The 24,375-nt window shown below is 43.3% G+C and carries 25 protein-coding genes; 7 read left to right on the forward strand and 18 right to left on the reverse strand.

Translation table 11 applies throughout. The annotated features are described in order from the left end of the window. Nucleotides 1-244: 244 nt before the first annotated feature. The 4 genes from BK582_RS24570 to BK582_RS24585 form a co-directional block, all read right to left on the reverse strand. The gene (locus BK582_RS24570) at nucleotides 245-1,024 is read right to left on the reverse strand and encodes a FixH family protein (protein ID WP_078597573.1); all 780 of its coding nucleotides are present in this window, start codon (nucleotides 1,022-1,024) and stop codon (nucleotides 245-247) included. Nucleotides 1,025-1,202: 178 nt separating this feature from the next. Then, nucleotides 1,203-2,621: an alanine/glycine:cation symporter family protein gene (locus BK582_RS24575; RefSeq protein WP_078597575.1), complete on the reverse strand. Its 1,419-nt coding sequence runs from the start codon at nucleotides 2,619-2,621 to the stop codon at nucleotides 1,203-1,205. Nucleotides 2,622-2,860: 239 nt separating this feature from the next. Further along, nucleotides 2,861-3,325: an NUDIX hydrolase gene (locus BK582_RS24580; RefSeq protein ID WP_078597577.1), complete on the reverse strand. Its 465-nt coding sequence runs from the start codon at nucleotides 3,323-3,325 to the stop codon at nucleotides 2,861-2,863. A 247-nt stretch (nucleotides 3,326-3,572) separates the two neighbouring features. Beyond that, nucleotides 3,573-4,172 carry a DUF6944 family repetitive protein gene (locus BK582_RS24585; RefSeq protein ID WP_078597579.1) on the reverse strand — a complete coding sequence of 200 codons (600 nt, stop codon included), beginning with the start codon at nucleotides 4,170-4,172 and terminating at the stop codon, nucleotides 3,573-3,575. 193 nt (nucleotides 4,173-4,365) lie between these two features. On the opposite strand from BK582_RS24585, the gene BK582_RS24590 reads away from it, so the two are divergent. Genes BK582_RS24590 through BK582_RS24600 form a run of 3 tightly spaced genes read left to right on the forward strand, consistent with a single transcriptional unit; the run spans nucleotide 4,366 to nucleotide 5,385 of the window. Beyond that, nucleotides 4,366-4,611, forward strand: a complete 246-nt coding sequence (locus BK582_RS24590) for a hypothetical protein (RefSeq protein ID WP_078597581.1) — start codon at nucleotides 4,366-4,368, stop codon at nucleotides 4,609-4,611. A gap of 25 nt (nucleotides 4,612-4,636) precedes the next feature. Beyond that, nucleotides 4,637-4,882, forward strand: coding sequence for a hypothetical protein (locus tag BK582_RS24595; protein ID WP_078597583.1), 246 nt, complete (start codon nucleotides 4,637-4,639; stop codon nucleotides 4,880-4,882). Nucleotides 4,883-4,899: 17 nt separating this feature from the next. Next, nucleotides 4,900-5,385, forward strand: coding sequence for a hypothetical protein (locus tag BK582_RS24600; RefSeq protein ID WP_078597585.1), 486 nt, complete (start codon nucleotides 4,900-4,902; stop codon nucleotides 5,383-5,385). Between the two features lie 14 nt (nucleotides 5,386-5,399). On the opposite strand, the gene BK582_RS24605 is transcribed toward BK582_RS24600, so the two are convergent. Next, a complete protein-coding gene (locus BK582_RS24605) occupies nucleotides 5,400-5,780 on the reverse strand; it encodes a hypothetical protein (protein ID WP_177344656.1) in 381 nt (126 codons plus the stop codon). Nucleotides 5,781-5,867: 87 nt separating this feature from the next. Further along, complete coding sequence (locus BK582_RS24610) at nucleotides 5,868-6,086, reverse strand: hypothetical protein (protein WP_078597587.1); 219 nt, start codon at nucleotides 6,084-6,086, stop codon at nucleotides 5,868-5,870. A 104-nt stretch (nucleotides 6,087-6,190) separates the two neighbouring features. On the opposite strand from BK582_RS24610, the gene BK582_RS24615 reads away from it, so the two are divergent. Further along, nucleotides 6,191-6,712: a hypothetical protein gene (locus BK582_RS24615; RefSeq protein ID WP_078597589.1), complete on the forward strand. Its 522-nt coding sequence runs from the start codon at nucleotides 6,191-6,193 to the stop codon at nucleotides 6,710-6,712. A 26-nt stretch (nucleotides 6,713-6,738) separates the two neighbouring features. Here BK582_RS24615 and BK582_RS24620 read toward each other — a convergent pair whose 3' ends face one another. After that, a complete protein-coding gene (locus tag BK582_RS24620) occupies nucleotides 6,739-7,254 on the reverse strand; it encodes a hypothetical protein (RefSeq protein WP_078597591.1) in 516 nt (171 codons plus the stop codon). Nucleotides 7,255-7,505: 251 nt separating this feature from the next. On the opposite strand from BK582_RS24620, the gene BK582_RS24625 reads away from it, so the two are divergent. Further along, nucleotides 7,506-7,940 (forward strand): hypothetical protein, encoded by a 435-nt coding sequence (locus BK582_RS24625; RefSeq protein WP_078597594.1) that lies wholly within the window; start codon nucleotides 7,506-7,508, stop codon nucleotides 7,938-7,940. Between the two features lie 70 nt (nucleotides 7,941-8,010). Here the strand turns inward: BK582_RS24625 and BK582_RS24630 are convergent, their stop codons facing one another. From BK582_RS24630 to BK582_RS24665, 8 genes are all read right to left on the reverse strand, one after another. Continuing rightward, entirely contained in the window at nucleotides 8,011-8,973 is a 963-nt protein-coding gene (locus tag BK582_RS24630; RefSeq protein WP_078598289.1) for a calcium/sodium antiporter, read from the reverse strand. A 218-nt stretch (nucleotides 8,974-9,191) separates the two neighbouring features. Continuing rightward, entirely contained in the window at nucleotides 9,192-10,283 is a 1,092-nt protein-coding gene (locus tag BK582_RS24635) for an undecaprenyldiphospho-muramoylpentapeptide beta-N-acetylglucosaminyltransferase (RefSeq protein WP_078597596.1), read from the reverse strand. 63 nt (nucleotides 10,284-10,346) lie between these two features. After that, nucleotides 10,347-12,128, reverse strand: a complete 1,782-nt coding sequence (locus BK582_RS24640; RefSeq protein WP_078597598.1) for a S9 family peptidase — start codon at nucleotides 12,126-12,128, stop codon at nucleotides 10,347-10,349. Between the two features lie 545 nt (nucleotides 12,129-12,673). Further along, nucleotides 12,674-13,735 (reverse strand): GTP 3',8-cyclase MoaA, encoded by a 1,062-nt coding sequence (moaA, locus tag BK582_RS24645; protein WP_078597600.1) that lies wholly within the window; start codon nucleotides 13,733-13,735, stop codon nucleotides 12,674-12,676. 74 nt (nucleotides 13,736-13,809) lie between these two features. Next, complete coding sequence (fdhD, locus tag BK582_RS24650; RefSeq protein ID WP_078597602.1) at nucleotides 13,810-14,604, reverse strand: formate dehydrogenase accessory sulfurtransferase FdhD; 795 nt, start codon at nucleotides 14,602-14,604, stop codon at nucleotides 13,810-13,812. Between the two features lie 71 nt (nucleotides 14,605-14,675). Then, on the reverse strand, nucleotides 14,676-17,033 hold the full coding sequence (locus BK582_RS24655) for an FdhF/YdeP family oxidoreductase (protein ID WP_078597604.1): 2,358 nt from the start codon (nucleotides 17,031-17,033) through the stop codon (nucleotides 14,676-14,678). A gap of 64 nt (nucleotides 17,034-17,097) precedes the next feature. Further along, entirely contained in the window at nucleotides 17,098-17,469 is a 372-nt protein-coding gene (locus tag BK582_RS24660) for a Na-translocating system protein MpsC family protein (protein WP_078597606.1), read from the reverse strand. 56 nt (nucleotides 17,470-17,525) lie between these two features. After that, nucleotides 17,526-18,803 (reverse strand): L-lactate MFS transporter, encoded by a 1,278-nt coding sequence (locus BK582_RS24665; RefSeq protein WP_177344674.1) that lies wholly within the window; start codon nucleotides 18,801-18,803, stop codon nucleotides 17,526-17,528. Between the two features lie 347 nt (nucleotides 18,804-19,150). Between BK582_RS24665 and BK582_RS24670 the strand changes: the two genes are divergently transcribed. Continuing rightward, a complete protein-coding gene (locus tag BK582_RS24670; RefSeq protein ID WP_078597608.1) occupies nucleotides 19,151-19,375 on the forward strand; it encodes a hypothetical protein in 225 nt (74 codons plus the stop codon). Nucleotides 19,376-19,888: 513 nt separating this feature from the next. On the opposite strand, the gene BK582_RS24675 is transcribed toward BK582_RS24670, so the two are convergent. The 3 genes from BK582_RS24675 to BK582_RS24685 all read right to left on the reverse strand — a co-directional run bounded on the left by BK582_RS24675 (nucleotide 19,889) and on the right by BK582_RS24685 (nucleotide 23,223). Beyond that, a complete protein-coding gene (locus BK582_RS24675) occupies nucleotides 19,889-21,154 on the reverse strand; it encodes a M20/M25/M40 family metallo-hydrolase (protein ID WP_078597610.1) in 1,266 nt (421 codons plus the stop codon). A gap of 85 nt (nucleotides 21,155-21,239) precedes the next feature. After that, the gene (locus BK582_RS24680) at nucleotides 21,240-22,085 is read right to left on the reverse strand and encodes a GNAT family N-acetyltransferase (protein WP_078597612.1); all 846 of its coding nucleotides are present in this window, start codon (nucleotides 22,083-22,085) and stop codon (nucleotides 21,240-21,242) included. Next, nucleotides 22,078-23,223, reverse strand: coding sequence for a M20 peptidase aminoacylase family protein (locus BK582_RS24685; protein WP_078597614.1), 1,146 nt, complete (start codon nucleotides 23,221-23,223; stop codon nucleotides 22,078-22,080). Before BK582_RS24685 ends, BK582_RS24680 begins: the two co-directional genes overlap by 8 nt. Nucleotides 23,224-23,372: 149 nt before the next feature. Here BK582_RS24685 and BK582_RS24690 point away from each other — a divergent pair, with 149 nt between their 5' ends. Further along, nucleotides 23,373-24,335, forward strand: coding sequence for a D-2-hydroxyacid dehydrogenase (locus BK582_RS24690; protein WP_078598291.1), 963 nt, complete (start codon nucleotides 23,373-23,375; stop codon nucleotides 24,333-24,335). Nucleotides 24,336-24,375: the final 40 nt, after the last annotated feature.

A 24,375-nucleotide genomic window follows, 5' to 3' on the forward strand; every position in this document is an offset into this window, starting at 1 on the left:
CGGTTACATCGGGATAAAGAAAAGTGTAAGCCAAGCCTTATATCTCCTGAGATCATAGACTGCTCTGAGTGAGGCAGTATTAGAGACGATGATTGCTTAGTTACACTTATCCTTTAATTTTGAAATAAACTGCAATGAAACAATTATAGTAAATACGCCAGGTATCTGACCCTCTTCTATTACCTCTTAACATAAAAAAACTGACCTGTAGGTTACTTTACCCAGATCAGTTTTCAAACATTCATTAATTAGTTTCCGTGTTAATTTTAATAACTTGTTCTATATGGTCGTGATGATCATCGTCTTCCATATGCACCATAATATGATAGTCTTCTGTTCCTTCAAAAGTGTAAAAAGCTGTATAAACACCAGAATCTGTTTCTTCTGCATCTACCCAGTCTCTCATTTCATCACCGTGCTGCCAGATTTCGAACCTTACATCACCATCTGTCCATGGTTCTTCATCATGCTCCACATATATTGTAATTTCAGTTTCCTCGCCTTCGGCAACCTCTTCTTCACTTTGCCATTCCATATGAAGCTGGTTATCATGGTGATGGGAATGCTCTTCTTCACTTCCATGATTATTTTCTCCGTCTTCTTCAGGCGCGTCCCCAACCTTAATTTCTCCTGTAGGCATCATATGCATACCTCTGGCAGTAACATGCGGCTGAACAAAGTAGATAGCTTCTTCTGTGAATTCATAAGTAATAGCGTATACTCCGTCTTCCTCTGTTAACTCCGCGTCGACAAATTCACTATCTTCTTTTTCACCACTCACCCAAATTTCAAAAATTACTTCACTTGCATCGTTTACTCTTTCTTCTCCCTGTGTTACAAGAGTTTCGATCGTTAGTTCTGTTCCAGGATCCGCCTCTTCAGGGAGAATTAATTCTACTTCAAGAGGTTCCAGATTAATTTCTCCACTTCCCTGACTGTTTTCCTCATTCTCCGTCTGGCCACATGCTGTAAGAATCATAATTAGTGCAGAGAACAACATTACTAATTTCCTGTAGCTATTCATATTTTCACCTTCATTTCATGATATTCAAAGCAATTATAGACGATCCTAACGCGATAGTCTAACTTCGATAAAAATGTTCACAAAATTGTGCGGGGTCTGACCCCGTAAATGGCATGGAAAATGCTCCCCCTGTGGCAGGAGGAGCATTTTATTCCGCAGAGTGAGGCTTGCGGCAGAATTAACGGTTTGTTTCTTTGTCCCTGCTGGTTTCTTCCCAGCATTCTGTACCTTTCAGGCCAGGAATGTTTTTAGCAAAAAATACAGGATTTTTGCCTGCCTTCCGCTGGTCTGTATAATCAACGAGCACACTGTACGCTACCTTTCCAATCAGGAAGATCGCAACTAAGTTAAGTACAGCCATCAGACCCATAAATAAATCTGCCAGGTTCCATACGAGTGTAACTTCAGCGACAGCGCCGAAGACAACCATTCCTATAACTGCCACCCTATAGATCTGCAGCCAGACAGAATTTTCCCTGATAAACTCTATGTTAGTTTCCCCATAGTAGTAGTTCCCGATAATTGAACTAAACGCGAAGAATAAGATGGCGATTGCCACAAAATAGACAGCCCACTCACCAACATGGACAGCCATAGCTGCCTGGGTCAGCTGAATACCGTTTTCCTCTCCAGTGCCGTATACATCTGTAAGAAGGATAAGGAACGCAGTAGCTGAACATATAATGATTGTGTCGAAGAATACGCCAAGGCTTTGCACAAGCCCCTGTTTGGCCGGGTGGCTGACATTAGCTGTCGCAGCAGCGTTAGGTACAGAACCCATACCTGCTTCGTTTGAAAACAACCCTCGGCGGACACCCTGCATGATCGCCGCACCGATTCCTCCGCCAATCATTTCGTTTACTCCGAATGCACTTGTTACAATCAGATTAAAGACAGCTGGTATTGCAGGCATATTTGTCAGCACTACAAATAATGCAAGAATTAAGTAAAGAACCGCCATTACAGGAACGACAATTTGTGTTACCGCAGCTATACGGCGGACACCTCCAAAAATAATAACCCCGGCAACTGCAGCAATAATGATGCCAAGCATCAATCTGTCTGTCCCGAATGCTCCGTCAAAAGCATCTGTTATTGTGTTTGCCTGTACAGAGTTAAATATGAGACCGAAACACAAAGTAAGTAAAATAGCAAAGGCGATTCCAAGTCCTCTGCTGCCAAGTGCTTTTTCCATATAGTAAGCAGGACCGCCGCGAAAGTCTTTTCCGTCCCTTACTTTATAAACCTGTGCAAGAGTACTTTCTATAAATGCTGTCGCCATACCTATGATGGCAACAACCCACATCCAGAATACAGCACCAGGTCCGCCAATTGCGATTGCAAGAGCAACCCCTGTCAGGTTCCCTGTACCCACCCGGGAAGCAGTACTGATCGTAAATGCCTGGAAAGGAGATATTCCCCTCTCAGAATCTTTCTTTTCTGTAATAACACGAAACATTTCGCCAAAAAGACGAAACTGCACAAACTTCGTTCTGATTGTAAAAAACAAGCCAAGCCCTAACAGCAGGCCAATTAATATGTAAGTCCATAGCAGGTCATTCCCGAAGTCAACTATATTATTCAGACCTTCCAGCATAAAATTTCCCCCTTCATTAGTTCACATTTTGATATTATAGCAGAAAAAAGACATCATTCCTTTATTCCTATTTTTTCAAAATATTAAACATATTTAAAAGTAATGGGGAATGTAAGAGCTTGTCTGCTTTAAGGTTTGTTTAAATTCTATTATGGTAGCATCACCCAAATAACTTACGGCAGCTGCAGTGCTGTCTGCACAACTCGTTTTTTGAAAAGAATTCTCCCTCCTGGCATCAGTTATATTTCCCGCTTTTTTATGCCTTCCAGAAATGGCCCCATATATTTCTTGTAATTTCTTTTAATGTTTTCAGGCATTTCATCCATTCTGAAAAACTTAACATCCAAAGATTCTTCCCCGTCTGCTTCCAGCTGGCCGCCCGTAATGTCTCTGCTGAGAAATACACCGGTTACTGCGTAGAATTCATCTCCATTATCTACTTTTATGTAAAATTCCGGGCCGGAAAAAACATGAAGCTGCTTCAGTTCTCCAATATCAAGCCCTGTCTCCTCTTTTACTTCTCTTCTTGCCGCTTCCTCAAGACTTTCTCCAAGATCAAGCAGACCTCCTGGCAGTCCCCATTCTTCATCAGGTCTTTGCTGAAGAAGGATTTCATTTTTATCGTTTAAGACAATAGCTACTGAACCAACTAATATCAGGGGACGGGTACCGACAATTTGCCTGAGACCTTGTACATAATCCATGTTAACACCTGCTTCACTAAGTACTTTCTTTCACTTTTCCTAATATAACATGATCTTAGATCAAAACGCTGTTTTCCGTTTTTTAAGCTCCACATTTCGTGCACAGCTTACTGCTTTTCGTTCATTGCCCTGTGCTTTTCGTTCATTGAACTGCTGTTTTCGTACTTTACACTCCTCATATCATGCATTGGCTTCATCATTCATACTTATGCCCTCAATGTTTGTATAACTCCCAGGATACTCCCCTTTAATCGTTATCAGGTTCATCCTCAGCCGTATCAGACTCATCATCAGCACCTTCCCCATACAGATACCTTCTCGTTGCGCCGATAGCCTGCAGAGCAGTTCCGATAGACTGCAGCCAGCCTCCCACTGCCTGCAATTGCTGGCCCTTAAGTTCTTCATTATTCAAAACATACAAGCTGCCAATTGCCCCTAACGCTGCACCTAGAGACTGAATTACATTTCCGATTACACGCTTTGGCTGATCGTCCAGTCTACCAAGGGCAGCGAGAAAAGCCCCGACGGACTGGGTAACATCACCATATATTTTATTATAAGAACCTGTTGTTTCGTCCAGCCTTCCTTTAAATACTTCATATTCTGTTGCAGAGATAGCAGCATTTCCACCAGCCTGAAGCCAGTTTCCGAGCCACGCGTTTACCTCCTCTTTTTCTATCAGCCCCTGAATAACGTTCCCAAGGGACTGATTACCATTACCAAGAATCACCAGGATATGGGCAAGGTCATCTTCTCCGGCAATCAGCCTAGTCTCGCCAATTGCCCCAAGAGTCGCTCCGAAATTTTCTATCCAGTTGCCGATTACATCAATTAATTCTTCAGGCACCCTGACTCCCTCCCCTCCTCATAACCCTCCTATTTACTTATATATTCATCCCGGCTCCCTTTGTTTAGATGAACTCTTTAAATTTACTTAAAGATCTCACATCTCCGCGTTTGATGAATATATTAAACGGTAAGGAGCTTTAGCTATTAAATATGCCTAAGTAACCGAAGACAGATTTTCAGGGAGGTTATTGATGGCGGTAGTAATTAATTTCCTGGCGATAAATGTTAATTCACAGTCGAACGGAGCAGGTGTTTTCGTAGGTATTAATAATACAGTAGGCTGGGACTCCCATGCCAAGTTCAGTATGGGCAACGGCCAGTATTTAGGGATAAACGGCACTGCTAACAATGTGAATATATTGCTTGATTCAGATATCATTGATGCTCCAGTATTCGATCAGGATATTAAACCAGGGCTGCAGAATCAGCAATTATAAGAAATGAGAGAAGGGTGGAACCTGTATGGCAGTAGCAGTTAATTTCGCAGCTGTGAACATTAATTCTCAAAGTAACACATCAGGTTTATTTGTAGGTGCGAATAATTCAGTTGGCTGGGATGGGCACGCTAAATTCACGTATGGGAACGGACAATTTTTGGGGATGAATGGCTCAGTAAATAACATAAATATCGCTGCTGATCCTGATGTGATTGATGCTCCTATTAACGACCAGGATATTAAGCCAGGATTGCAGAATCAGCAGGTTTAACAGGGGGAGTTTATGCTTTGCAGGTGGAAGTGAAATTTGAAAACTTCAATGTCACCAGCGTTACTGATGGCTCAGGGATATTTTCCGGAAACAATACGGCAAATGGCTGGAGTTCTTTCTCCAAAACGAATAATGGCTTCGGCTCAGCAAGCAGTGCTTTAATCGTTGGAAATACAAACAAAGTCACTGACAACGACTTTATCGATTGTCCTATTGATGACAGAGATATTTTCATAAGTGCAAAAGCACCAGGGGACGGAACTACAAGAGTGGATTTCGAAGCTTTAAATGTGACAGCAATAACGAACGGTTCTGCGATAAGTGTAGGAGAAAACAACCAGGATGCCTGGAGCGCTCACGGCAAAAGAAACAACGGAAACGGGGTTGTCACCGGCAGTAACGCTCTTGCAAACTCCTTTAATATTGTAGAAGACAATGATATTATCGACTCGCCTATAAACGACCAGGACTACAAGCCAGGGATCATGACGCAAACACTGTAAAGGAAAAAAATAAATCAGGTGCCTCCTTCAGTGGTTTCTTCTTTGTTCTCTTCCTCTTGCTCAGTATTGTTTGGAGAGGAAGAGGACCCCTGGTTTATTTCCATACCTCCATTTTCCATGGAATTGATTATCCTTTCCTTCAGCCACTCAGGAATTTCACCGTCTGACCCGTTGCTGAACATATCAAGGGTATCGGCATCATCGAGCAGTGTCCTCGCCTCATGAAACTGATTATTGTCCCCGCTTACTGATCCAAAACCCTGGTTATGTTTTTTTTCACTTTTAAATCCTGCATTTGTAGTGTGGCCGATGTTTACACTGGACGCACCTTCAACAGTGCCTATCCGGATACTGCCTATATAAAATACCGGCGAAAGAAATCCTCTCCCGCTCATATCATCGCCTCCTTTTTAACACAAAGGGCCAAGGCACATAGATTAGTAGGTCTTGTCTGTAGAATAATTGTTCACCGGTAAATGTATTTACTTTCTTTTATTTTGGTAAACATCAACATAATCATTATCGAAAATGACATTATGATTATTTACGCTTTGGTTCCCCTGTCCATTAATACTTCCGAATGCTTCATTCTTTTTTGAAGAACTTTTCCAGTTTATATGCAGGTTTTTTCCCGAAAACAGCCCTGAACTGCTTGTCACCTGGTTAATCTGCAATCCTTTTAGATTGATTTTCAAAACCATGTTCAGCCTCCCTTTATTTCCGTACTTATATTCTATTTTAATGATTTAGTTAATATGATAAGATCTGAAAGCAGTTTACAGACCGTGCAGAAAGGAGTAATCCTGTGACAACCAATAAACCTCCTGCGGGAAATGTCGACTGGGATAACTTTCAAAACATCTTTAAAAACAAAAATTTTATGAACAATCCTTTTTACGGAATGTCTGCCAAGGATCCAAAATGGATAGAAGATTACGTCCACAATATACTAAGCCAGGCAGTACCTAACATGAACAGGGAAGGGGCACAACCGCCGCCAGCAGCTCCCCCTTCTGCACATCAGGGAGAACCTCCTGCAAAACAGCCAGTCCATCAGTTACAAAAGGAGCTGTTTGAAGGCCATTATCATATTATTGTAAGAGTGCTGCTGCCGCCTCATGTTCATCCTAAGCAGCTCCGCCTTTTGCATGCAGCAAATCAGCTTAGAATCGAAGGCTTGCCTAACCAGGGACCTGAGATCATTGAACTTCCATGCCTTGGGATCACACAGGGAGCTGCAGCAGTTGTAAAGAACCAGATACTTGAAGTAAACATACCGAAGGAAACCCAGTATAACTTTGGCGATATACCACTTTCTTATGAATAAATAAGCTGCAGGGCTTTCCCTGCAGCTTATTTTCTTCTGATTGGCAGCTGAACCATATGTTCATCCTCATGCTTAATCAGCCTTATTTCTAAGATGTTTTGTTTAAATATAGCCTTACCGGCCTTTCTCCTTACCAGGTATGGCAGCCTTATCTCAAGAGGCTCATCATCCGGGTAAAGCCCAGTGATAACTACCTTTGTGGAATCGTATTCTGCATACAGATGATTAACATCAATATAAGTCGGGATTTCAAGCTGTATAATAATAAAACCATGAATATCAATTAATTTCGGCTTCGGTTCCCGGGCATAATCATCCTCTATTGCCGATTTGGGAGACACTTCTTCCTCTGGATGGGAAGGAGGCTCTCGGTTTTCCGGTTCACCAGTATTGTCGCCAGCTGGCTGGCCTATCCCTGCAGCCCCTAAATACTGAGACAAAACCTTTTGAATATATTCATCAATGCCAGGCACCATGTTGTTCTCGGCCGGATTGATTTTCGGAAGGAAACTTTTCAAGGGATCAAAGCTTTTCCAATCCATTCTCGTCCCTCCAGTTAATAAATTATCTGTCTGTGAATATATATATAATGAACTGCCAGGCTATCCAGAGAGATAATTGCTCCGGAACAGCTGCCGGGATATTTAAACACTGCTCAGAAGGGAAGTGGACCACTTGAGAACAGAAATCATTCTATTATATTCCTGTTTAAGCAGTGGGATTTATGTGAACCCTTCAGGCCTAAGCTGCTCCAAATATACTGCTGCCTGTAAACGGCCGGCCCCATAGCAGATTGGGACTTTTTTCTTTTTTAAGTTCTCTCGGAAGCAAAAAAGTTCAAAATATTCCAGGCAGTGAATTGAAAGAGCTTAATCAAAAGATTAACGAACTTGAAAAATTACTGAGAGAAGCCGGAGAAAAGAAAATAGAATACCATGTTACGATCGAGCAGGTCGATATTAAAGACCCTGTCCTTGAAAACCTCACCTTTCGTCTGGACAGCCTTGATATTAAGGAACTGAGCGGAGCCCTGAACCTTGGAAACAACCTTGGGGGCAACGTCAAACAAAGCGGGAATGAAAAAACAAATTTAAAAAGCTCAGCTTTAAAAGGCGAAACTACGAAGGCCGGTCCAGGAGAAAAAATTAACTCAGGAAAAACAAAAATGCAGCAGAATAAAACAGGATATTCTTTCAAGTTTAATACAAAGGAAAAGAAGGAGAGATAACCCTCTCCTTCTTTTATTTATATGCGTCCGCCTGCCATGTGTGAAGCGCCATCCATGGAAGAAACGGAAGTTAATTTCTGATTATGATATAAACAAGATAAACAGCGTACGCCCCAACAAGTGCGAGCCCTTCATACCGGCCCACGTTGCATTGTGTTCTGGAAAAAATGTAAAGAACCACTGTCAGAAGCGTCATCACTGCTGCATCAAGAAATATTTTACTGTCCACCGGGAGAGGTGTGATCACAGAAGCAATGCCCAGAACAAATAAAATATTAAAAATAGAACTCCCTACAATGTTGCCGATAGCTATTTCACTTTGTTTCTTAAGAGCTGCAGCCACAGAAGTAACAAGCTCAGGTAATGACGAACCGATTGCAACTATCGTAAGGCCGGCAAGGGTTTCACTCATGCCGAACCTGTAGGCGATGGACGTGCTTGTTTCCACTACTAAATAACCTCCAAGAACAATCCCTCCAAGTCCTCCAGCTGTTAAAAGAAGAAGCTTTCCCCAGGTACCATTTTTTTCAGTTTTCGGCACGGAATCCTCAACAACTTTATCTCTGCTTTTTCGGGCTGCTTCAAATATGTAGTACATAAAAATCGAGAAAAACAGTAAAAAAATGATTCCGTCACTTCTTGTTATTACATTAACGGCGGCGTCCTGCAAAACAACATCGCTTATAAGGACAATCAGGGCAACACTGGATAAAAAGGTAAAAGGAATCTCTTTTCTTACCGTGGAACTCGTAACCTTCAAAGGAAAGATGAAGGCGGTAACTCCGACCACAAGAGAAATGTTAAGAATATTGCTTCCTACCACGTTCCCGATCGTCAGGTCCGCACTTTCCTCCAGAGCAGCAATGATGCTCACTGTCGCTTCAGGGGCGCCTGTGCCAAAAGCCACAATCGTCAACCCTACAATGAGGGGAGAAACATTAAACCTGGAGGCGATCCCCGAAGAGCCGTCTATGAAATAATCAGCCCCTTTAATCAATAAAACAAATCCTGCTAACAAAAGAATGTATACCAGCATTTTGAACACCTTCTTCGAGTAAAGTGAAACTTCATCAGTGGAGGTGCTGCTCGTCCACCACTGATTAGTTGAATAAAATAACTGGTATTAGCTTTTGCTAAATTAATTAAATTAGCCGTAATAAAAAGAAGCCCCTTATAAGCTGCGACAGCTGCAGGTGTAATCCTGGCAACTGAAGGCAGCTATATTCAGGCTCCTCTCTCTTTTATAACCTATTATTTTCGGCCGCCCTTTCTTCTTTCTGCAGCAGCTTCTATTTCTTCAATAATTTGTTCCACTGTGTTTTTCCCGGCTGCTTCTTCCATCTTTTCTTTCATCCCATCAGCAGCACCTCGAAGATCCGTCAGCTTTTGAAGCAGACTCGCCTGTGATAAATCTTCTTCTTCAAGCATATAAGCGTAGCCTTTCTTTTCAAAAGACTTAGCGTTTAAAATCTGGTCGCCCCGGCTCTGCTGCCTTGTTAACGGGATAATCAGCATCGGAATACGGAGATTCAGAAATTCAAAGATGGCATTTGAACCGCCCCTGGTAATCATGTAATCCGTCGCAGCCAGGATATCAGACAACTCGTCATGGACATATTCAAACTGTCTATACCCTGGCGTGCCCTTCAGACTTTCATCCACGTTGCCTTTACCGCATATATGGACGATCTGAAACTGTTCCAGAAGGCCGGAAAGCCCTTCTCTTACTGTTTCATTTATCTTTCTGGCCCCCAGGCTACCTCCCATTATGGCAAGGACAGGCTTTTCTTTCGTAAACTTGAGGAAACTCCTCCCTTTTTCAGCATCTCCCTGAAATAATTCCTTTCTGATCGGTGTTCCTACAGCCTTTGTTTTTTCCTGTGGAAAATGGGCTGCCGCTTCATCAAATGAAGTGAAAATTCTTGTTGCGAACCTTTTTGCAATTTTATTTGCAAGCCCTGGCGTAATATCACTTTCATGAAGGAAAACCGGGATGTGCAGTGACCTCGCAGCTATAACGACTGGGACGGTTACAAACCCGCCTTTTGAAAAAACAACGTCTGGCTTTTGCTTTCTGAGGATACTGCTCGCCTGAAGAAAACCGAACTGAATCCTGTAAATATCAGTGAAATTCTTCATGCTGAAATATCTGCGGAGCTTCCCGCTGGAAATCCCATGGTAAGGGATATTTGTTTTGCCAATAAGTTCTTTCTCTATACCCTCATGAGATCCGATATATTGAATATCCCATTTTTCTTTATCCATTTGATTAATAATTGCTATATTCGGCGTAACATGCCCGGCAGACCCGCCGCCGGTAAACATAATTTTCTTTTTTTTCACCTAACTCACCTTCTGCCTTATTTATTAGGAATGGGGCCGCCTTTTATATGAGGCAGCCGCCCATTAAGCTTTTATATATTTATTGAGAAATTCCGCTGATGCCGTGTATGCAGTTATATTATTTTTTAACTTTACGAAAAAATGCCCTTCATCCTCAAAACGGATATAAGATACAGGATGATTTCTTTCCTCCAGTTCAGCGACAATCTGTTCCGTTTCTTCTACAGGGACGCGAGGATCATTTGCTCCGTGAAGGACGAGCAGAGGGCACTTAATGTCAGCTGTCCTGTGCAGAGGATCGATATCATCGAAGAAATCACCGTCACTTTCAATGCTTCCATACTCCGCTTCCCTTAGTTTCCGGCGCCATGGCCCTGTGTTTTCCAGGAAGGTTTTAAAGCTCGAGATGCCTACAATATCAATGGCCGCTGACCAGATTTCCGGATAATGTGTTATCGATGCAAGAACCATGAACCCGCCGTAGCTCCGCCCTATAATAGCCAGTTTTTGAGGATCAGCGTCTCCTTCTTGGACGAGCCAGTCTGCAAGGGCGTTTAAATCCTTTACAGAATCCATTCTTTTCCTTACATCGTCCAGGTGGGTATACGTCTTTCCATAACCGGTGCTTCCCCGCACATTCGGTGTGCAGACAGCATAGCCTTCACTGAGGAAATACTGAAGAAACGGATTGTACACAGAACGAATCTGGCTCTCCGGCCCGCCGTGGACGAACACGACAACAGGGAGTTTTCCTTTGTAGTGATTTTTCGGCCTGTAATAAAAAGCAGGTACTTCCAGGCCGTCGAAGGAAGTGTATTTAATTAGTTCAGGTTCAATGAGTTTTTCTTCAACCGCCGGTGTCTGGGAAACATATGTAAGCCTCACTGTTTTCATAGTGTCCAGGTTGAGTTCCCAGATATCAGATGGGGTGGATGCCCCGTTCAGGACATAAGCGATTTTCCTGCTGTCAGGGGAAAACGCGAGCTCTGTAATTACCCCCTGCGGAGTTTCCCATGTTTCTGTTTTTTCCTCTTCCAGGCTGAAGAGCGTCCCCTTTGATATTCCCCCTTCATTAACAGTATAAGCGAGAATTTTTTTATCAGGGCTCATTGCCAGGTCTTCCAGGTCCCAGTTTCTTTTGTCCAGCCATTTTAACGTCTTCTCAATTAGGTTTATTGCAGCGAGGCCGAGGAATTCTTCCCCTTTATTTGTCAGCACATAGAGGTTGTTTCCATCCTCGCTGAACTGCGGCGCTGTATATTTTGCCTCCCCTGACCGTTCCGTAATCCAGTCTGTTTTGCCTGTCTCCAGGTCCAGGATGCCAAGTATATTATCAAGCCCCGAGAATGACTTTTCAATAAGCAGCTTTTTTCCGTCCGGATGCCATTTTAAAACATTATAATTGCCTTCGCCAGTGAATATGTTCCTGATCTCAAGTGAATTAATGTTCTGAATGTAGAGGTCGAAATAGGCGGGATGCCTTCTGTTGCTCGCCCAGGCTATCCATTCGCCGTCCGGAGAGCTCCCTCCGTATGTATGAATATGGTCCGGTGAATCTGTGAGCGGCTTTAAAGTACCGTCCTCATTCAGGAGAAACAACTGGGTCCGTTCGTTAACACCTTCATCCATACCGATGATACGCTTTTTCGTACCTGTTATGTACTGGAGAAAAATAATTCTTTCGTCAGTAAAAGATATTTGTGACGGCCAGCTGTTTGAAGACTTTATTTCCCATGCCTGGGGCAGACCTGTGTAATCGGTGATAAAACTAAGGCTGCTGCCGTCCGGACTGTAAACGGGATTCTTCGCCGTACGTACGTGTAAATAGGCATTAATATTACTCATAAGTGAAGATCCTCTCCTTTAATATGTGGAAACTGCAAAATTTCTCTTTCATTAAGTCTACAATACTTTTACGTGGGAGGTCACGGTGTTTTGATTATGAGGCAGGAAAGTTTATCGGGTGATTTATTGCCGGATAGGGTTGGTGAATGTGGTTAATATACCAATTCGCAGGTTGACCGACTGATATCGCAAATAGAACCTTCATTTTCGCAGGTTGGCACTACGTTTTCGCCGGTAGGATTTTACTTCGAGAATTAGACCCCTGATTTCGAGAATGAAACCTGCCTCTTCGAGAATTAGACGCTCCATTTCGAGAATGAAACCCCACTTCGAGAATTGATCCCCTGATTTCGAGAATGAAACCTGCCTTTTCAATAATCAGATCCCTGATTTCGAGAATGAAACCTGCCTTTTAATAATCAGATCCCTCTTCGAAAATTAAATATTCATTTTTCTATAGAAAGTCCATACTTCCATACAAAAAACGGCACCGCATCCAAAGCAGCACCGTTTCCTTATCACAACAATCGGCAGTCACTATGAAGTTACCCGCCAATATAAGACATTTCAATCTTTCGTCGCTGTTTCCGCCCAGTTGATGCACCTGCACCGGTTCCAGTACCGTTCACTGCTTCTTCCTGGCGTTCATCAGAATAGCGGTCATCCCGTTTTTCCCAGACTGCCACGAGGTTCGCCAATATTTCCTGGTCATCCGCACCACTTCTGACCAGCTGCCGGATATCTGTTCCGCTGCTGGCGAAAAGACAGGTGTAAAGCTTACCGTCAGCTGACAGCCTTGCCCTGGTGCAGCTGGAACAGAAGGAGTCGGATACGGAGGAAATTACGCCTACCTCTCCAGTGCCATCCTTATATTCAAAGCGGTCCGCGACCTCGCCATAGTAGTTGGCATCGGCTGTCTCCAGCGGGAAAACCTCGCTGATCCGTTCGACAATATCTTTTTTAGTTACAACACTTTCGTAGTTCCAGCCGTTCGTGTTTCCAACATCCATAAACTCGATGAAACGGAGAACAACTCCCGTACCTTTAAAATGAGAAGCTAGAGGAATAATTTGCGATTCATTGGCTCCCTTTTTTACCACTGTGTTTACTTTCACGCCAAGCCCGGCTTTCTGGGCTGCCGCGATACCTTTTAATACTGGCCCGGTTCCTACATTACGGCCGTTCATCTTCTTGAATACTTCATCTTCAATAGCATCCAGACTTACATTTATCCGTTTCAAACCTGCCGCCCTCAGCTTGTCCGCCTGCTTTGGGAGAAAAACTCCGTTTGTTGTAAGCGCGATATCTTTTATTCCTTCAACTTTATTTAACTCTCTGATTAATAGATGAAGGTCTTTTCGCAATAGTGGTTCCCCGCCTGTGATGCGGAGCTTTTCCACTCCCATTTTTGCAAACTGGCGTACGAGACATACGATTTCATCGAAAGACAGCAGCTCTGTTTGTTTTAAAAACGGAAAATCCGGACCGAATATTTCTGCAGGCATACAGTAGGAGCATCTGAAATTGCACTGGTCAGTAACTGATATTCGCAAATCTTTCAATGGACGGGCTAACGAATCAAAAATTTTAAGTTTCTGCCCACTCATTTTACCCCTTCCTCTCTGCGTTTGGATGTTGTTCCAGCATAAGTCTCATCAGAGGAGCGGAATAAAAACACTGATCAGTTAACTTCGTTAATAATCCGATCAGGATGGCTGTAGATGTTTAACCTGTTGCCGCGCACGAAACCTACAGCAGTAATCCCCAGATCTTCCGCCAGCTCGATGGCAAGTGTTGTCGGCGCTGACTTGGAAAGGATTATTCCTACTCCGATTTTTGAGACTTTCAGAAGGACTTCAGAAGAAATCCTTCCGCTGAACACGATAATCTTTTCTTTTAAACTTACATTATTAAGCAGGCAGTGTCCATATATTTTATCAAGGGCATTATGGCGCCCAATATCAGACCTGGAAAGGATTACCCCGTCAGTTGAACAGAGGGCCGTATTGTGAAGGCCACCTGTTTCCTGAAAATCGGAGGACCCTTCCTGCATTTCACGCATCAGCTTAATACAGTTTTCCACTGTAATGGTTGTTCTGCTTGTAATAGTTTTAGCTGTCTTGGCGTCATGCTGAAAATAAAACTGCCTGCTCTTGCCGCAGCAGGAGCCAATAAAGCGCTTATTGGAAAACGACTCGCCTGAAATGGACTTGTTTTTTAAATCTACATATGCAAAGCCTTTTGATTCGTCTATTGAAAGAGATTCAATCTCATCAGGAAAACGAATCAGCCCGTCTGAAGCCAGGAAGCCCACTATAAGTTCTTCCATGTTTGTTGGTGTGCAAACCATTGTCGCAAACTCTTCCCCGTTAACGTATACGGTTAACGGGTACTCCGTTGCTATCGAATCTTCCATTTCATGCAGCATACCATCTTCATATTTCGTAACTGGCTGAATTTCCTTTACATTGTACATTTCGACGTCTCCTTTTCAGCAGTGCTTTATTTTTACACTCTGATGCCTGTCTGTTGATAGCTTTGATTCACTTAGCTGACTTCTGTTTCCAGATCGTCAATGCGCTTTTCAAGGTATTGTGTATCCTTACGCGCGTTAAACTTATCCGCTTTTTCAAGCTTAACTCCCACGTTGTAATCAGGAATCATGGCGAACTTCTCGTAGCGCCCTTTTGGAAGGAGGAAGTTTCCTTCAGGGAAGTGTACCCCCAGGTTGCCTTTAATAATGTCCGCGAACTTGGCACGGCCCTGGAATACTCCGTACTGGTTGTACAGAACAACGCCTTCGCCTTCCTGAATGCTGTGTTTTCTTGCGTCTTCTTCATTTATCAGTACATCGTATCTTTCTGCACCGTTTATTGGATCTGTTTCTTTATAGACCATGGAGTTAAACTGTTTTCCTCGTCTCGTTGTGAGATTGAAATCTCCAGGCTGTTTATTAAGATCCGGAATTTCTACAGGAATCAGATTTCCTTTACCGTCCGGAGTAGGGCAGACTCCATCTTCACATAACCATGCGCCTCCCCACTGGAAGACATCACCTTGTTTTTTAAGGTGCTGAACTCCATCATAATTCGGGTTCGCTTTAGCAATTTCTTCACGGATTTCATGACCGCTCTCAAAATCAACGAGGTGGGCCGTTTCCGGTTTTATTCTCTTTGCCAGATCTATATAGATCTTCCACTCTGCACGGGCCTCTTCGATTCTGTTTTTATTCCCCGGTATTTCCGGAGAGAAATACACCATACGCTCTGTTGAAGTAGAGGTTCCACCGTCTTCCTGCTCATAACGTGTTTTTGCCGGAAGAACGATAACCGCTTCTTTAGCGTCTACAAGAGTGGAAGTATTTAAGATAATATCCTGGTGGACGCGAATATCCAGTTCGGACAGTGCTTTTTCCACGAAGTGCGGATCTGGCATCGTTTCCAGGAAGTTACCTCCTGACAGATAGTAGAGCTTTATTTTCCGTTCATGGTCTTCAGGAAGAAGAATATTTTCCAGTGTTACCCCTACAACGTCACCCTGCCATTTTGGAAGGTCAAATCCCCAGAGCTTTTCCACACGGCCAATATTGTCACCCTGGAAATCTCCTCCTGGGAGGACAAACGGGTCAGCTCCCATTTCACCGCTCCCCTGAACACTGGAGTGTCCTCGGAAAGGCATGAGTCCGCTGTGCTTGCGGCCTAAGAAGCCGCGTAGAAGCGCCAGGTTTGCCACTTGTGATATGTTGTCTGTTGCGAAAGAATGCATCGTAAGGCCGAGCGCCCATGCAAAAACTGCATTTTTACTGTTCGCAAGAAGTTCTGCTAACTCTATGATTCTTTCCTTAGTGACACCGGAAGACTTAATAATTTCGTCCCATGACTGGGCATCAACGTTTGCTTTAATATCTTCATAGCCGTTCACATGCTCGTTCACGAATTCATGGTTGATTGCAGAACCGTGCTGCTTTTCTTCCATTTCGAACCAGTGCTTCATAATTCCGTGCATGAATGCGATGTCTCCGCCAATATTCACCTGATAGAAATCATCAGCGACTTTTGTACCGAATAGTGCTGATTCCGGATTAGAAGGAATCCAGTATTTTTCCATAGAAGGCTCTTTATATGGATTAATAACAATAATCTTTGTTCCCTTTTTCTTCGCTTCCAGCATATATTTTGTGGAAACAGGAGAACTGTTTGATGCCACGCTTCCCCAGAATACGAGTACGTCCGTCCCGATCCAGTCCTGGTAGTTGGAAGTGGAAGCTCCTACACCAATGGAGCGCTTCAGGGCCGTTTTACTCGGAGAGTGGCATATCCGTGAAGCGTTATCGATATTGTTCGTTCCAAGGAATCTCGAAACCTTCCCTGCTACATAATAGGATTCGTTCGTTATTCCCCGGGAAGTTAAATAAAATGCGTACTGCTTCGGATCAAGCTGCTTCATTTTATCCCCGATCATATCCAACGCATCGTCCCATGTAAGCCTGGAAAACTTCCGCTCCCCTTTTCTGCGGATCATTGGGTATGGTATCCGGCCAAGCTGCCTGAGCTCAGTGCTGGAATATTTGCGCAGTTCGTCAATGTCGGAGTGAAGAATTTCCGGCTTTACAGCAGGCATCGTATTCAACCTGAGTACGTTCAGCCTCGTTGTACAAATATGCGGTCCTGTCAGTGTCTGGTCATAAAGCCCGGACACACCGAGTGCACATCCGTCACATACACCTTTTGTAATGATGTTTGTTGCATATCCAAGATTGTCTTTATTTTCCCAGACCGTTTTCATCGTATCCCTGATGTGTTTCGGCTTAATTTTTCCAAGCCCAAATGGAATCGGGCTTACCCAGTGTTCCGGAGCAGGCATTTTCAATTTCTTCATTGGTCCCTGGTGTTTCGTTTTCCCCATTACTCTCACCTCTGCGGTTAATTATTTTCTCAGCTGTCTTCCTGTAAAGGCGTTATTTGGTAATCTATGAGTCTCTTCCAGACCCGAATTTCTTTTCAATATCTTCGTCAAAAACAAAGATGGACATCCCTTTATCTTTTTCAATATTAATATCAACGAACAGTTCAACAAATTTTGCACCCAGCAGTTCTTCCATCTCAACAGGCGGGTTGTTTCTGTAAATATCTTTTACCATTTCCGTTCTTGCTGCCCTTAGCATTTGTTTTCCATCGTCAGAAGTGGCAATGAATTTTTCCACAGGGGAAAGATTCCCTTCCATCTCGGAAATAGCCCAGTTTTTACAGAAGGTAGTTTTTATCTGGCTCGGGCCTTTACCCATATGCCTTTTACGGAACGACCTTACAAGATTGCTGAATTCTGCTTCGTGTTTGTTCATTGTCTTGACCTTCTTTTCGTTAAATTTAAAGCTATTCAAGGATTACAGAGAATCAGTTACCTTGCTTCCGTCCCATACTGATGATGTTCTGCCAGTTCTCTTTCCTTATTAGCTTTCTCGAGTTTGCGGATATCCAAACGTATTACTAGAGAAATAACCAGTGCCACTAAGAATAAACCTGAGAAAAACATGAGACTGTTTGAATAGCTTCCTGTAGTATCATACATCCAAGCGGCGAATAACGGGCCGGCAAGACCGGCTGCTGCCCATGCTGTTAGAATATAACCATGAATCGCGCCAAGCTGCTTCGTTCCAAACATATCTCCGATGTAAGCCGGGATGGCTGCAAATCCCCCGCCATAGCATGTATAGATTACTACGAGCATAATCTGGAACGGCACCGCCGCTGTTGTAAACGGCAGGATTGCAAAAAGTACTAACTGAATTGCAAAGAATGCTGTATACGTATTCGGACGTCCGATGTAATCAGAAACCGTTGCCCAGCCTAGTCTTCCCAGTCCGTTAAAGATACCTAAAATACCTACGAGCGCTGCTGCCTGTGTTGCAGTGAGACCAATGCTTTCCTGAGCCATCGGGCTTGTTGCGGAAAGAATCGCGATACCGCAAGTTACGTTAATGAACAGCATAATCCATAAATAGTAGAATCTTGACGTCTTCACTGCTTCGCTTGCAGTGAGCTGTGCAAGGTCTTTCTTTACTTTTACTGTTCCCGAATTAACTTTTTCCTGGTAACCATCAGGCATCCACCCTTCAGGCGGCCTTTCCAGATAAAGTGACGAGAGCGTCATTACTACAAAATAAGCTGCACCTAAAATAAAAAATGTATTTGCAATTCCAACTGAATTAATTAATGAGTCCATAATTGGGCTGCTCACTGCTGCTGCGAAACCAAAACCCATGATTGCAAGCCCTGTAGCAAGTCCCCTTCTGTCAGGAAACCATTTTACTAGTGTTGATACCGGGGCAATATATCCTACCCCTAAACCAATTCCACCAAGTACACCAAATGTTAAATAAAGTAACGGCAACGAACCTAAATTCACTGCTAATCCTGAGGTAAACACGCCAATACCAAAACAAAATGATGCCACAAGGCCGGCTTTACGCGGCCCGTACTTCTCTACAAAGTGACCCATAAAAGCTGCCGAAAGACCAAGAAATAATATAGCAATACTGAATGTAAGCTGTACCTGGCTGGAAGACCAGCCAAATTGCTGCATAAGCGGGTTCGTAAAGTTACTCCACGCATACACCGCACCAATTGAAATATGAATTCCTACTGCTGATAATGCGATTAACCATCTGTTTTTAATTTTCTGCTGCTGATTCATTCTTTCTCCTCCTGCTCCCTCTATCCCGGTGAACACAAAAAACCGTCACAAATCATCCGCAGAGCCAAATCTGGCTGCAGAAAAAAGTGACGGTGGCTGATCCACAGGGACGCTATCATCTGACCACAATCTTACTTAAGCGTTTTCACAAATAATCGTTTAACTGATAACAGGAACGCTGTCTCTGGTCAAACGAAATTAAGTATGTAATGTTCACAAAATGTTCAAATTTCACTTACAAGATTAATAGAATACGGGCAATAAGTCAAGGGTTTTCACTGTTTTCACAGTGTTAAATTAGTTTATTGAATTGGTTCAGGAGTCTGTGGATGAGTCATGGTGTTTTTGGGGGTGAATATCTGAAGAGCAGGGGCGGTTGGATAGAAGTTATGTATTGGGCAGGCGGGATGGAAGGTTACTTAATTTGTGATGTGGCAGGTGGGGGTGCCGCTACAGGGCTGGGGCAGTGTGATTGCAGGGGGAGGCGGCCATTACAGGGCTGGGGACTCTCTGTAGTCAGGTTGATGGTAGACAGGAAGAGTATATCGGGATAGGGAATTGTGGAAGGAATTCTGGACAAATCCTTATGTCTCCCCCGAAATTTGTCCAGCAAATCGGTTTTTCTGGACAAATTTAACCTTCTATGACGAGATTTGTCCCGAATAATCCCAGTATATAGATTAATTTCAAAATACAACCAGTTATACTGGACAAATCCTTGTGTCTCCCCCGAAATTTGTCCAGCAAATCGGTTTTTCTGGACAAATTTGACCTCTTACGCCGAGATTTGTCCCGCAAATTTACTTTGCTGGACAAATTTAACCTTCTATGACGAGATTTGCCCCAAACAATCCCAGTATATAGATTAATTTCAAAATACAACCAGTTATACTGGACAAATCCTTGTGTCTCCACCGAAATTTGTCCAGCAAATCGGTTTTTCTGGACAAATTTAACCTCTTACGCCGAGATTTGTCCCGCAAACCACTTTTACAAGACAAATTCAACTTCCCACAGCCAGATTTGTCACAACGTGGCTTCTCCTTCCACCAACTCAATCCTTATTATTACTTATTTCTTTTTTCCAGGAGCGGCTCAGTAATCTTTGCAACACCGGCCAGACCTAATACAGTCAGGAAAATCTGCTGGGGTCCGTAAAAAGCATCTGTAGGATCAAAATATTCGTTTAAAGTGTGAGCACCGCTGAACGAGCCCCCACCTCCTAATGTGACAGCTGGAATACCGAGGCTGATAGGCACATTTGAATCAGTACTCACAGGAGCTCCAAGCTCAGGCTTTAATCCTAATGTTTTTGTTGCTGTATACGCAGCCTGAACAATTGGTGAAACTTTCGGTTGTGACCCAGCTGGCCTGTCCCCTACCTTCTTTATATCAACTGTAATTCCATCTGAGTTCCAGCGTTTATTTTCTGAGGCGGCTGCTTCTTTAACTATATTAAGGACTCTTTCTTCCAGAAGATTTAACTCCTCCGGGTCAGTGGATCTCATATCTATAACCATATTAGCTTCTGCTGCGATCGTATTTACTGAAGTACCGCCTGCTGCTGTTCCTACATTAAATGTGGTTTTGGGATCTTCCGGGGTCTCCATCTCCGAAATTTTCCCTATCGCTCTTCCCATTGCATGGAGGGCGCTTGGAACTCCGAAATTTCCATAACTATGGCCGCCAGGACCTTTATATGTAATACTGTATCGCCGGCTTCCCGTGGCCAGATAAATCAGCCGGGAAGGAGAACCAGGTTCGACGGAGATAAAACCATCAATATCATTTCTGCTATTAAAAATTTGTTTTACACCATATAAATCTCCTAAACCTTCTTCACCAACAGTGGCTGTAAAAATAATGTCGCCTTCAAGTTGTATGTCATGCTCTTTAAAAACCTTGGCTAAACTAAGCACAACCGCTAATCCCCTGCCGTCATCAGCAATCCCTGGCGCGTATATTTTTCCGTCTTCTTTTTTCACCTTGATATCCGTATCCGCCGGGAAAACCGTATCAAGATGCGCTGATACTATTAATTTAGGTCCGTTCCCTGTTCCAGGCCGTGTCCCAAACACATTCCCCGCTTCATCCGTATGTACATTTTCCAGGCCGAGGTTTTGCAGCCTATGTTCAAAATACTTCCCACGTTCAGTTTCCTGGAATGTGGGAGCAGGAATCTCCGTCAGTTCAATCTGGTCTCTTAATGTATTTTCATCTTCATCCTTTAAGAAACTAAGCGCTTCCTGTACTGCTGAATGGGACATTAGAGTTTCATATATTCCTTTAATCGTTTCAGGGTTGATTGTTTCGTAGTTTGTTTTATTACTCATTTACAGCAAAATCCTCCTGTTTATAGTTTTCTGCTTCTTCCAAACTGAGCAGCAGTTGTTGTGTTTCAATAACCACTCTAATGGTTCATCCACCGCCATCTGTGAGATTTAATTGCTCACGTTTTTTGAACACATACAGGCATCTGTTATGCTGTTGCTCTTTAATCACACTTACTGCAGCATAGCCGGAAGAGATCAGTGAAGAAAACAATTTTCCAGTAATCATTCGCCATTCTGCAGCAAGAGATGAGTCTTCTTTTTTTATCACCTGGAAATTATCAGGTATAGCGACCAAATAACAGACAGCTGTTTTCCCCTCCTCAGCAGCCGATGTTTCCACCGGAACAGCAAAACCATCGCTGTTAATTCTTGTATCAAGAAGCAGCCTCCCATTATTCGTGTCCGCCTTAACCGAAGCATGACTTTCAGCATGTGGGCTGTCGATCTGCCATTCTGCCAGGAATCGGTCACTTGGCAGGCCTCTGTTTAAGGAGTCGTCCAGATTCCCGTAATAGTTTTCCAGATACCGTCCGCCTATAGCCCTCAGTTTCGTTAAATTAAGATAGGCATTAACACTCTCGAGGGGATCGAATGTCCATGTGATAAGCCTGTAGCCTTTCTTTAAGGCAAGCTCTCTCTGATACTGTTTTAATTTTTCCCCAAGGCCGCCCCGGCGGTGTTCCGGATGGATGCCAAGCATATGGGAATAAAGATAAGTGCCTTTCTCCTCGTGAAATCCCGGAAAGCTGTATAAAAATCCCGCCAGAGTAGTGCTTTTATAAGCGCCCAGCATTATTCCTCCATTTTTGACCGCTGTAAAAGTCTGATGGTAAGGAACCGGATTCATTCCCCAGACGAGTTCCTCAAGCTTCTGCACCTGAATCATATCCTCTACTTCCATCAGCTCCCGCATAATAATCCCTTTACTCATTTTTTAGTGACACACTCCCCTCCTCCAGAGTCTTGATAACAGTTGCCGTTAAAATATGTATTCCGTCAAAAAGGGCTTCTTTATTAAAAGTCATCGCAGGATGGTGCAAACCGGGAGTAAGTCCGCAGCCTAATCCCAGCATCGTCGCCTTCAGATGAGGACGTTTTATCGTATAGAAATGAAAATCATCTCCTCCGGTAGTCACGATCGGTGGCTGGAGATTATCTCCCCCGAGCACTGACGTAATACCTTTACTCATAAAGGTAATCGCTTCTTCGTTCGATTCTGCCGCAGCAATATTCGCTCCTGTTTCCAGAGTAATTTCTGTTCCGTAGTAGCTTGCCAGATTTTCTGTGGCAGCATGAATTTTTTCCTCGAGCAATTCCATTGTCTCATTTTTCTGGGCTCGCAGATCAATACTGAAAGAGGCGGAACCTGGGATGATATTGGCACTTTCTCCTCCTGCATGGAAGGAGGTCATTTTAGCGGAATAAGAGTCCATTGGATTAAGGTGAATTCCATTAATCATGTTTACGAGACTCACTCCTGTTTCGATGGCGTTACTGCCTAGATGAGGACGTGCACCGTGCGCATCATCCCCTTTTATTTTACCAAGCATAAATTTAGCGGCTCCGTGAAGTATCGCTGGTGCTGCAAGCCCTTCAGGCAGTTCGTTTTCGGGGCGAAGATGTATGCCGTAAAGATAATCCACATCATCAACGACTCCTTCTTCGACCATTTTCAGCGCTCCTGTGCCTTTCTCTTCCGCTGGCTGAAAAATAAAACGCACTGTTCCTTCAGGCCGGTCTTCAACCTTCAGTAAAGCTGACAGCACACCTGCCGCTATTGCCATATGAGCGTCGTGCCCGCAGGAATGATTCGCCTGGAATGTACCATCCACCTCCTGCCAGAGAGCATCAATATCTGCTCTTACCGCTACAACGGGCGACCCTTCGCCTATTTCTCCGATTACTCCCGTACTGTTTTTAAACAGCCGGACTTTCGCATTTTTTTCTTCCAGAAACCGTGCCAGAAACTTTGTTGTTTCTGTTTCCTTCCAGCTGACTTCAGGATTTTGATGGAGATGGTCGAAAATGTCCAGCACTTCTTTTTTTATTCCGTCTATTATATTTTCCATATAATTCCCTCCTCAATACTGAAAATATGTAATTGAAAAACGTTGTTAAAATCATATCATTCTCTGATATTATTCTCTATAATTATTGGAAAAATCAAACTTAACTAAATTATGATAAAATGAATACAATTACATTTACGGAGGAAATCATCGTGCAAAAAAAGGTTATTATTACTCATAATATAAGTGAAAATTTAATTGAAGAAACAAAAAAGGCAGCACCCGGGTGGGAAATAATCACTGGTAAAAACGAGGATATATGGCTCCCTCATATTAATGACGCCGCAGTAATTGCCGGCTGGAAAAAGGAAATGAACGAACACCTCAAAATTAAGGATGGCAAGCTCCGCTGGCTGCAGACGTGGAGTGCGGGGATTAACAGCCTGCCGTTAAAAGAGCTGGAAAACGAAAAAACTTTACTGACAAATGCTACTGGAGTACATGCCTATCCAATCTCAGAAACCATTTTCGCCTTGATGCTGGGGCTGACAAGGAAAGTTCATACATATGTGAGAAACCAGCAGGAGAAACTTTGGCATCATGCAAATATGGGAATGGAAATGCACGGTAAAACCCTGGGCGTTATAGGCGTCGGTGCAATTGGCAAGGAAACTGCTAAAATTGCAAAAGCTTTCAACATGACTGTAATTGGTATAAGGAACTCTGAAAAACAGGAAGAAAATGTTGATGAAATGTATACGATGGATAAGCTGAATGAGATTCTCCCCCGCTGTGATTATGTCGCTGTAACTCTGCCGTTAACTGAACAGACTAACCGGCTTTTCAAGGCAGAACAATTTAAATTGATGAAGGAATCGGCGTTCTTTGTAAATATAGGAAGAGGCCAGCTTGTAGTGGAAGAAGATTTAATTAAAGCTCTTAAAAACGGTGAAATTGCCGGGGCAGGCCTTGATGTATTTGAACAAGAACCATTGGAAGAAACAAGTCCTCTATGGGATATGGAAAATGTGATTGTTACTCCGCATACAGCCGGCTCGACCGAATACTATAATCAGCGGCTGATGGAGGATATCTTTATACCGAATTTAAAGAATTTTGCGGAAGGAAAACTGCCGGGTATTAATTTGATTGATTATAGGAGAGGATACTAATCAGGAGTCTGTTATTAGATCAGGAGGCGGCGTTGTGGCG

It is taken from the genome of Evansella clarkii, assembly GCF_002019695.1.
Classification (GTDB): domain Bacteria; phylum Bacillota; class Bacilli; order Bacillales; family Salisediminibacteriaceae; genus Evansella; species Evansella clarkii.

Excerpts from the sequence above, each read along its gene's own strand:
- BK582_RS24570 (WP_078597573.1), bottom strand. The coding sequence starts at position 1,024 with ATGAATAGCTACAGGAAATTAGTAATGTTGTTCTCTGCACTAATTATG.
- BK582_RS24575 (WP_078597575.1), bottom strand. The coding sequence starts at position 2,621 with ATGCTGGAAGGTCTGAATAATATAGTTGACTTCGGGAATGACCTGCTA.
- BK582_RS24580 (WP_078597577.1), bottom strand. The coding sequence starts at position 3,325 with ATGGATTATGTACAAGGTCTCAGGCAAATTGTCGGTACCCGTCCCCTG.
- BK582_RS24590 (WP_078597581.1), top strand. The coding sequence starts at position 4,366 with ATGGCGGTAGTAATTAATTTCCTGGCGATAAATGTTAATTCACAGTCG.
- BK582_RS24595 (WP_078597583.1), top strand. The coding sequence starts at position 4,637 with ATGGCAGTAGCAGTTAATTTCGCAGCTGTGAACATTAATTCTCAAAGT.
- BK582_RS24605 (WP_177344656.1), bottom strand. The coding sequence starts at position 5,780 with ATGAGCGGGAGAGGATTTCTTTCGCCGGTATTTTATATAGGCAGTATC.
- BK582_RS24610 (WP_078597587.1), bottom strand. The coding sequence starts at position 6,086 with ATGGTTTTGAAAATCAATCTAAAAGGATTGCAGATTAACCAGGTGACA.
- BK582_RS24620 (WP_078597591.1), bottom strand. The coding sequence starts at position 7,254 with ATGGATTGGAAAAGCTTTGATCCCTTGAAAAGTTTCCTTCCGAAAATC.
- BK582_RS24640 (WP_078597598.1), bottom strand. The coding sequence starts at position 12,128 with ATGAGTAATATTAATGCCTATTTACACGTACGTACGGCGAAGAATCCC.
- moaA (WP_078597600.1), bottom strand. The coding sequence starts at position 13,735 with ATGAGTGGGCAGAAACTTAAAATTTTTGATTCGTTAGCCCGTCCATTG.
- fdhD (WP_078597602.1), bottom strand. The coding sequence starts at position 14,604 with ATGTACAATGTAAAGGAAATTCAGCCAGTTACGAAATATGAAGATGGT.
- BK582_RS24655 (WP_078597604.1), bottom strand. The coding sequence starts at position 17,033 with ATGGGGAAAACGAAACACCAGGGACCAATGAAGAAATTGAAAATGCCT.
- BK582_RS24660 (WP_078597606.1), bottom strand. The coding sequence starts at position 17,469 with ATGAACAAACACGAAGCAGAATTCAGCAATCTTGTAAGGTCGTTCCGT.
- BK582_RS24670 (WP_078597608.1), top strand. The coding sequence starts at position 19,151 with ATGAGTCATGGTGTTTTTGGGGGTGAATATCTGAAGAGCAGGGGCGGT.
- BK582_RS24675 (WP_078597610.1), bottom strand. The coding sequence starts at position 21,154 with ATGAGTAATAAAACAAACTACGAAACAATCAACCCTGAAACGATTAAA.
- BK582_RS24680 (WP_078597612.1), bottom strand. The coding sequence starts at position 22,085 with ATGAGTAAAGGGATTATTATGCGGGAGCTGATGGAAGTAGAGGATATG.
- BK582_RS24685 (WP_078597614.1), bottom strand. The coding sequence starts at position 23,223 with ATGGAAAATATAATAGACGGAATAAAAAAAGAAGTGCTGGACATTTTC.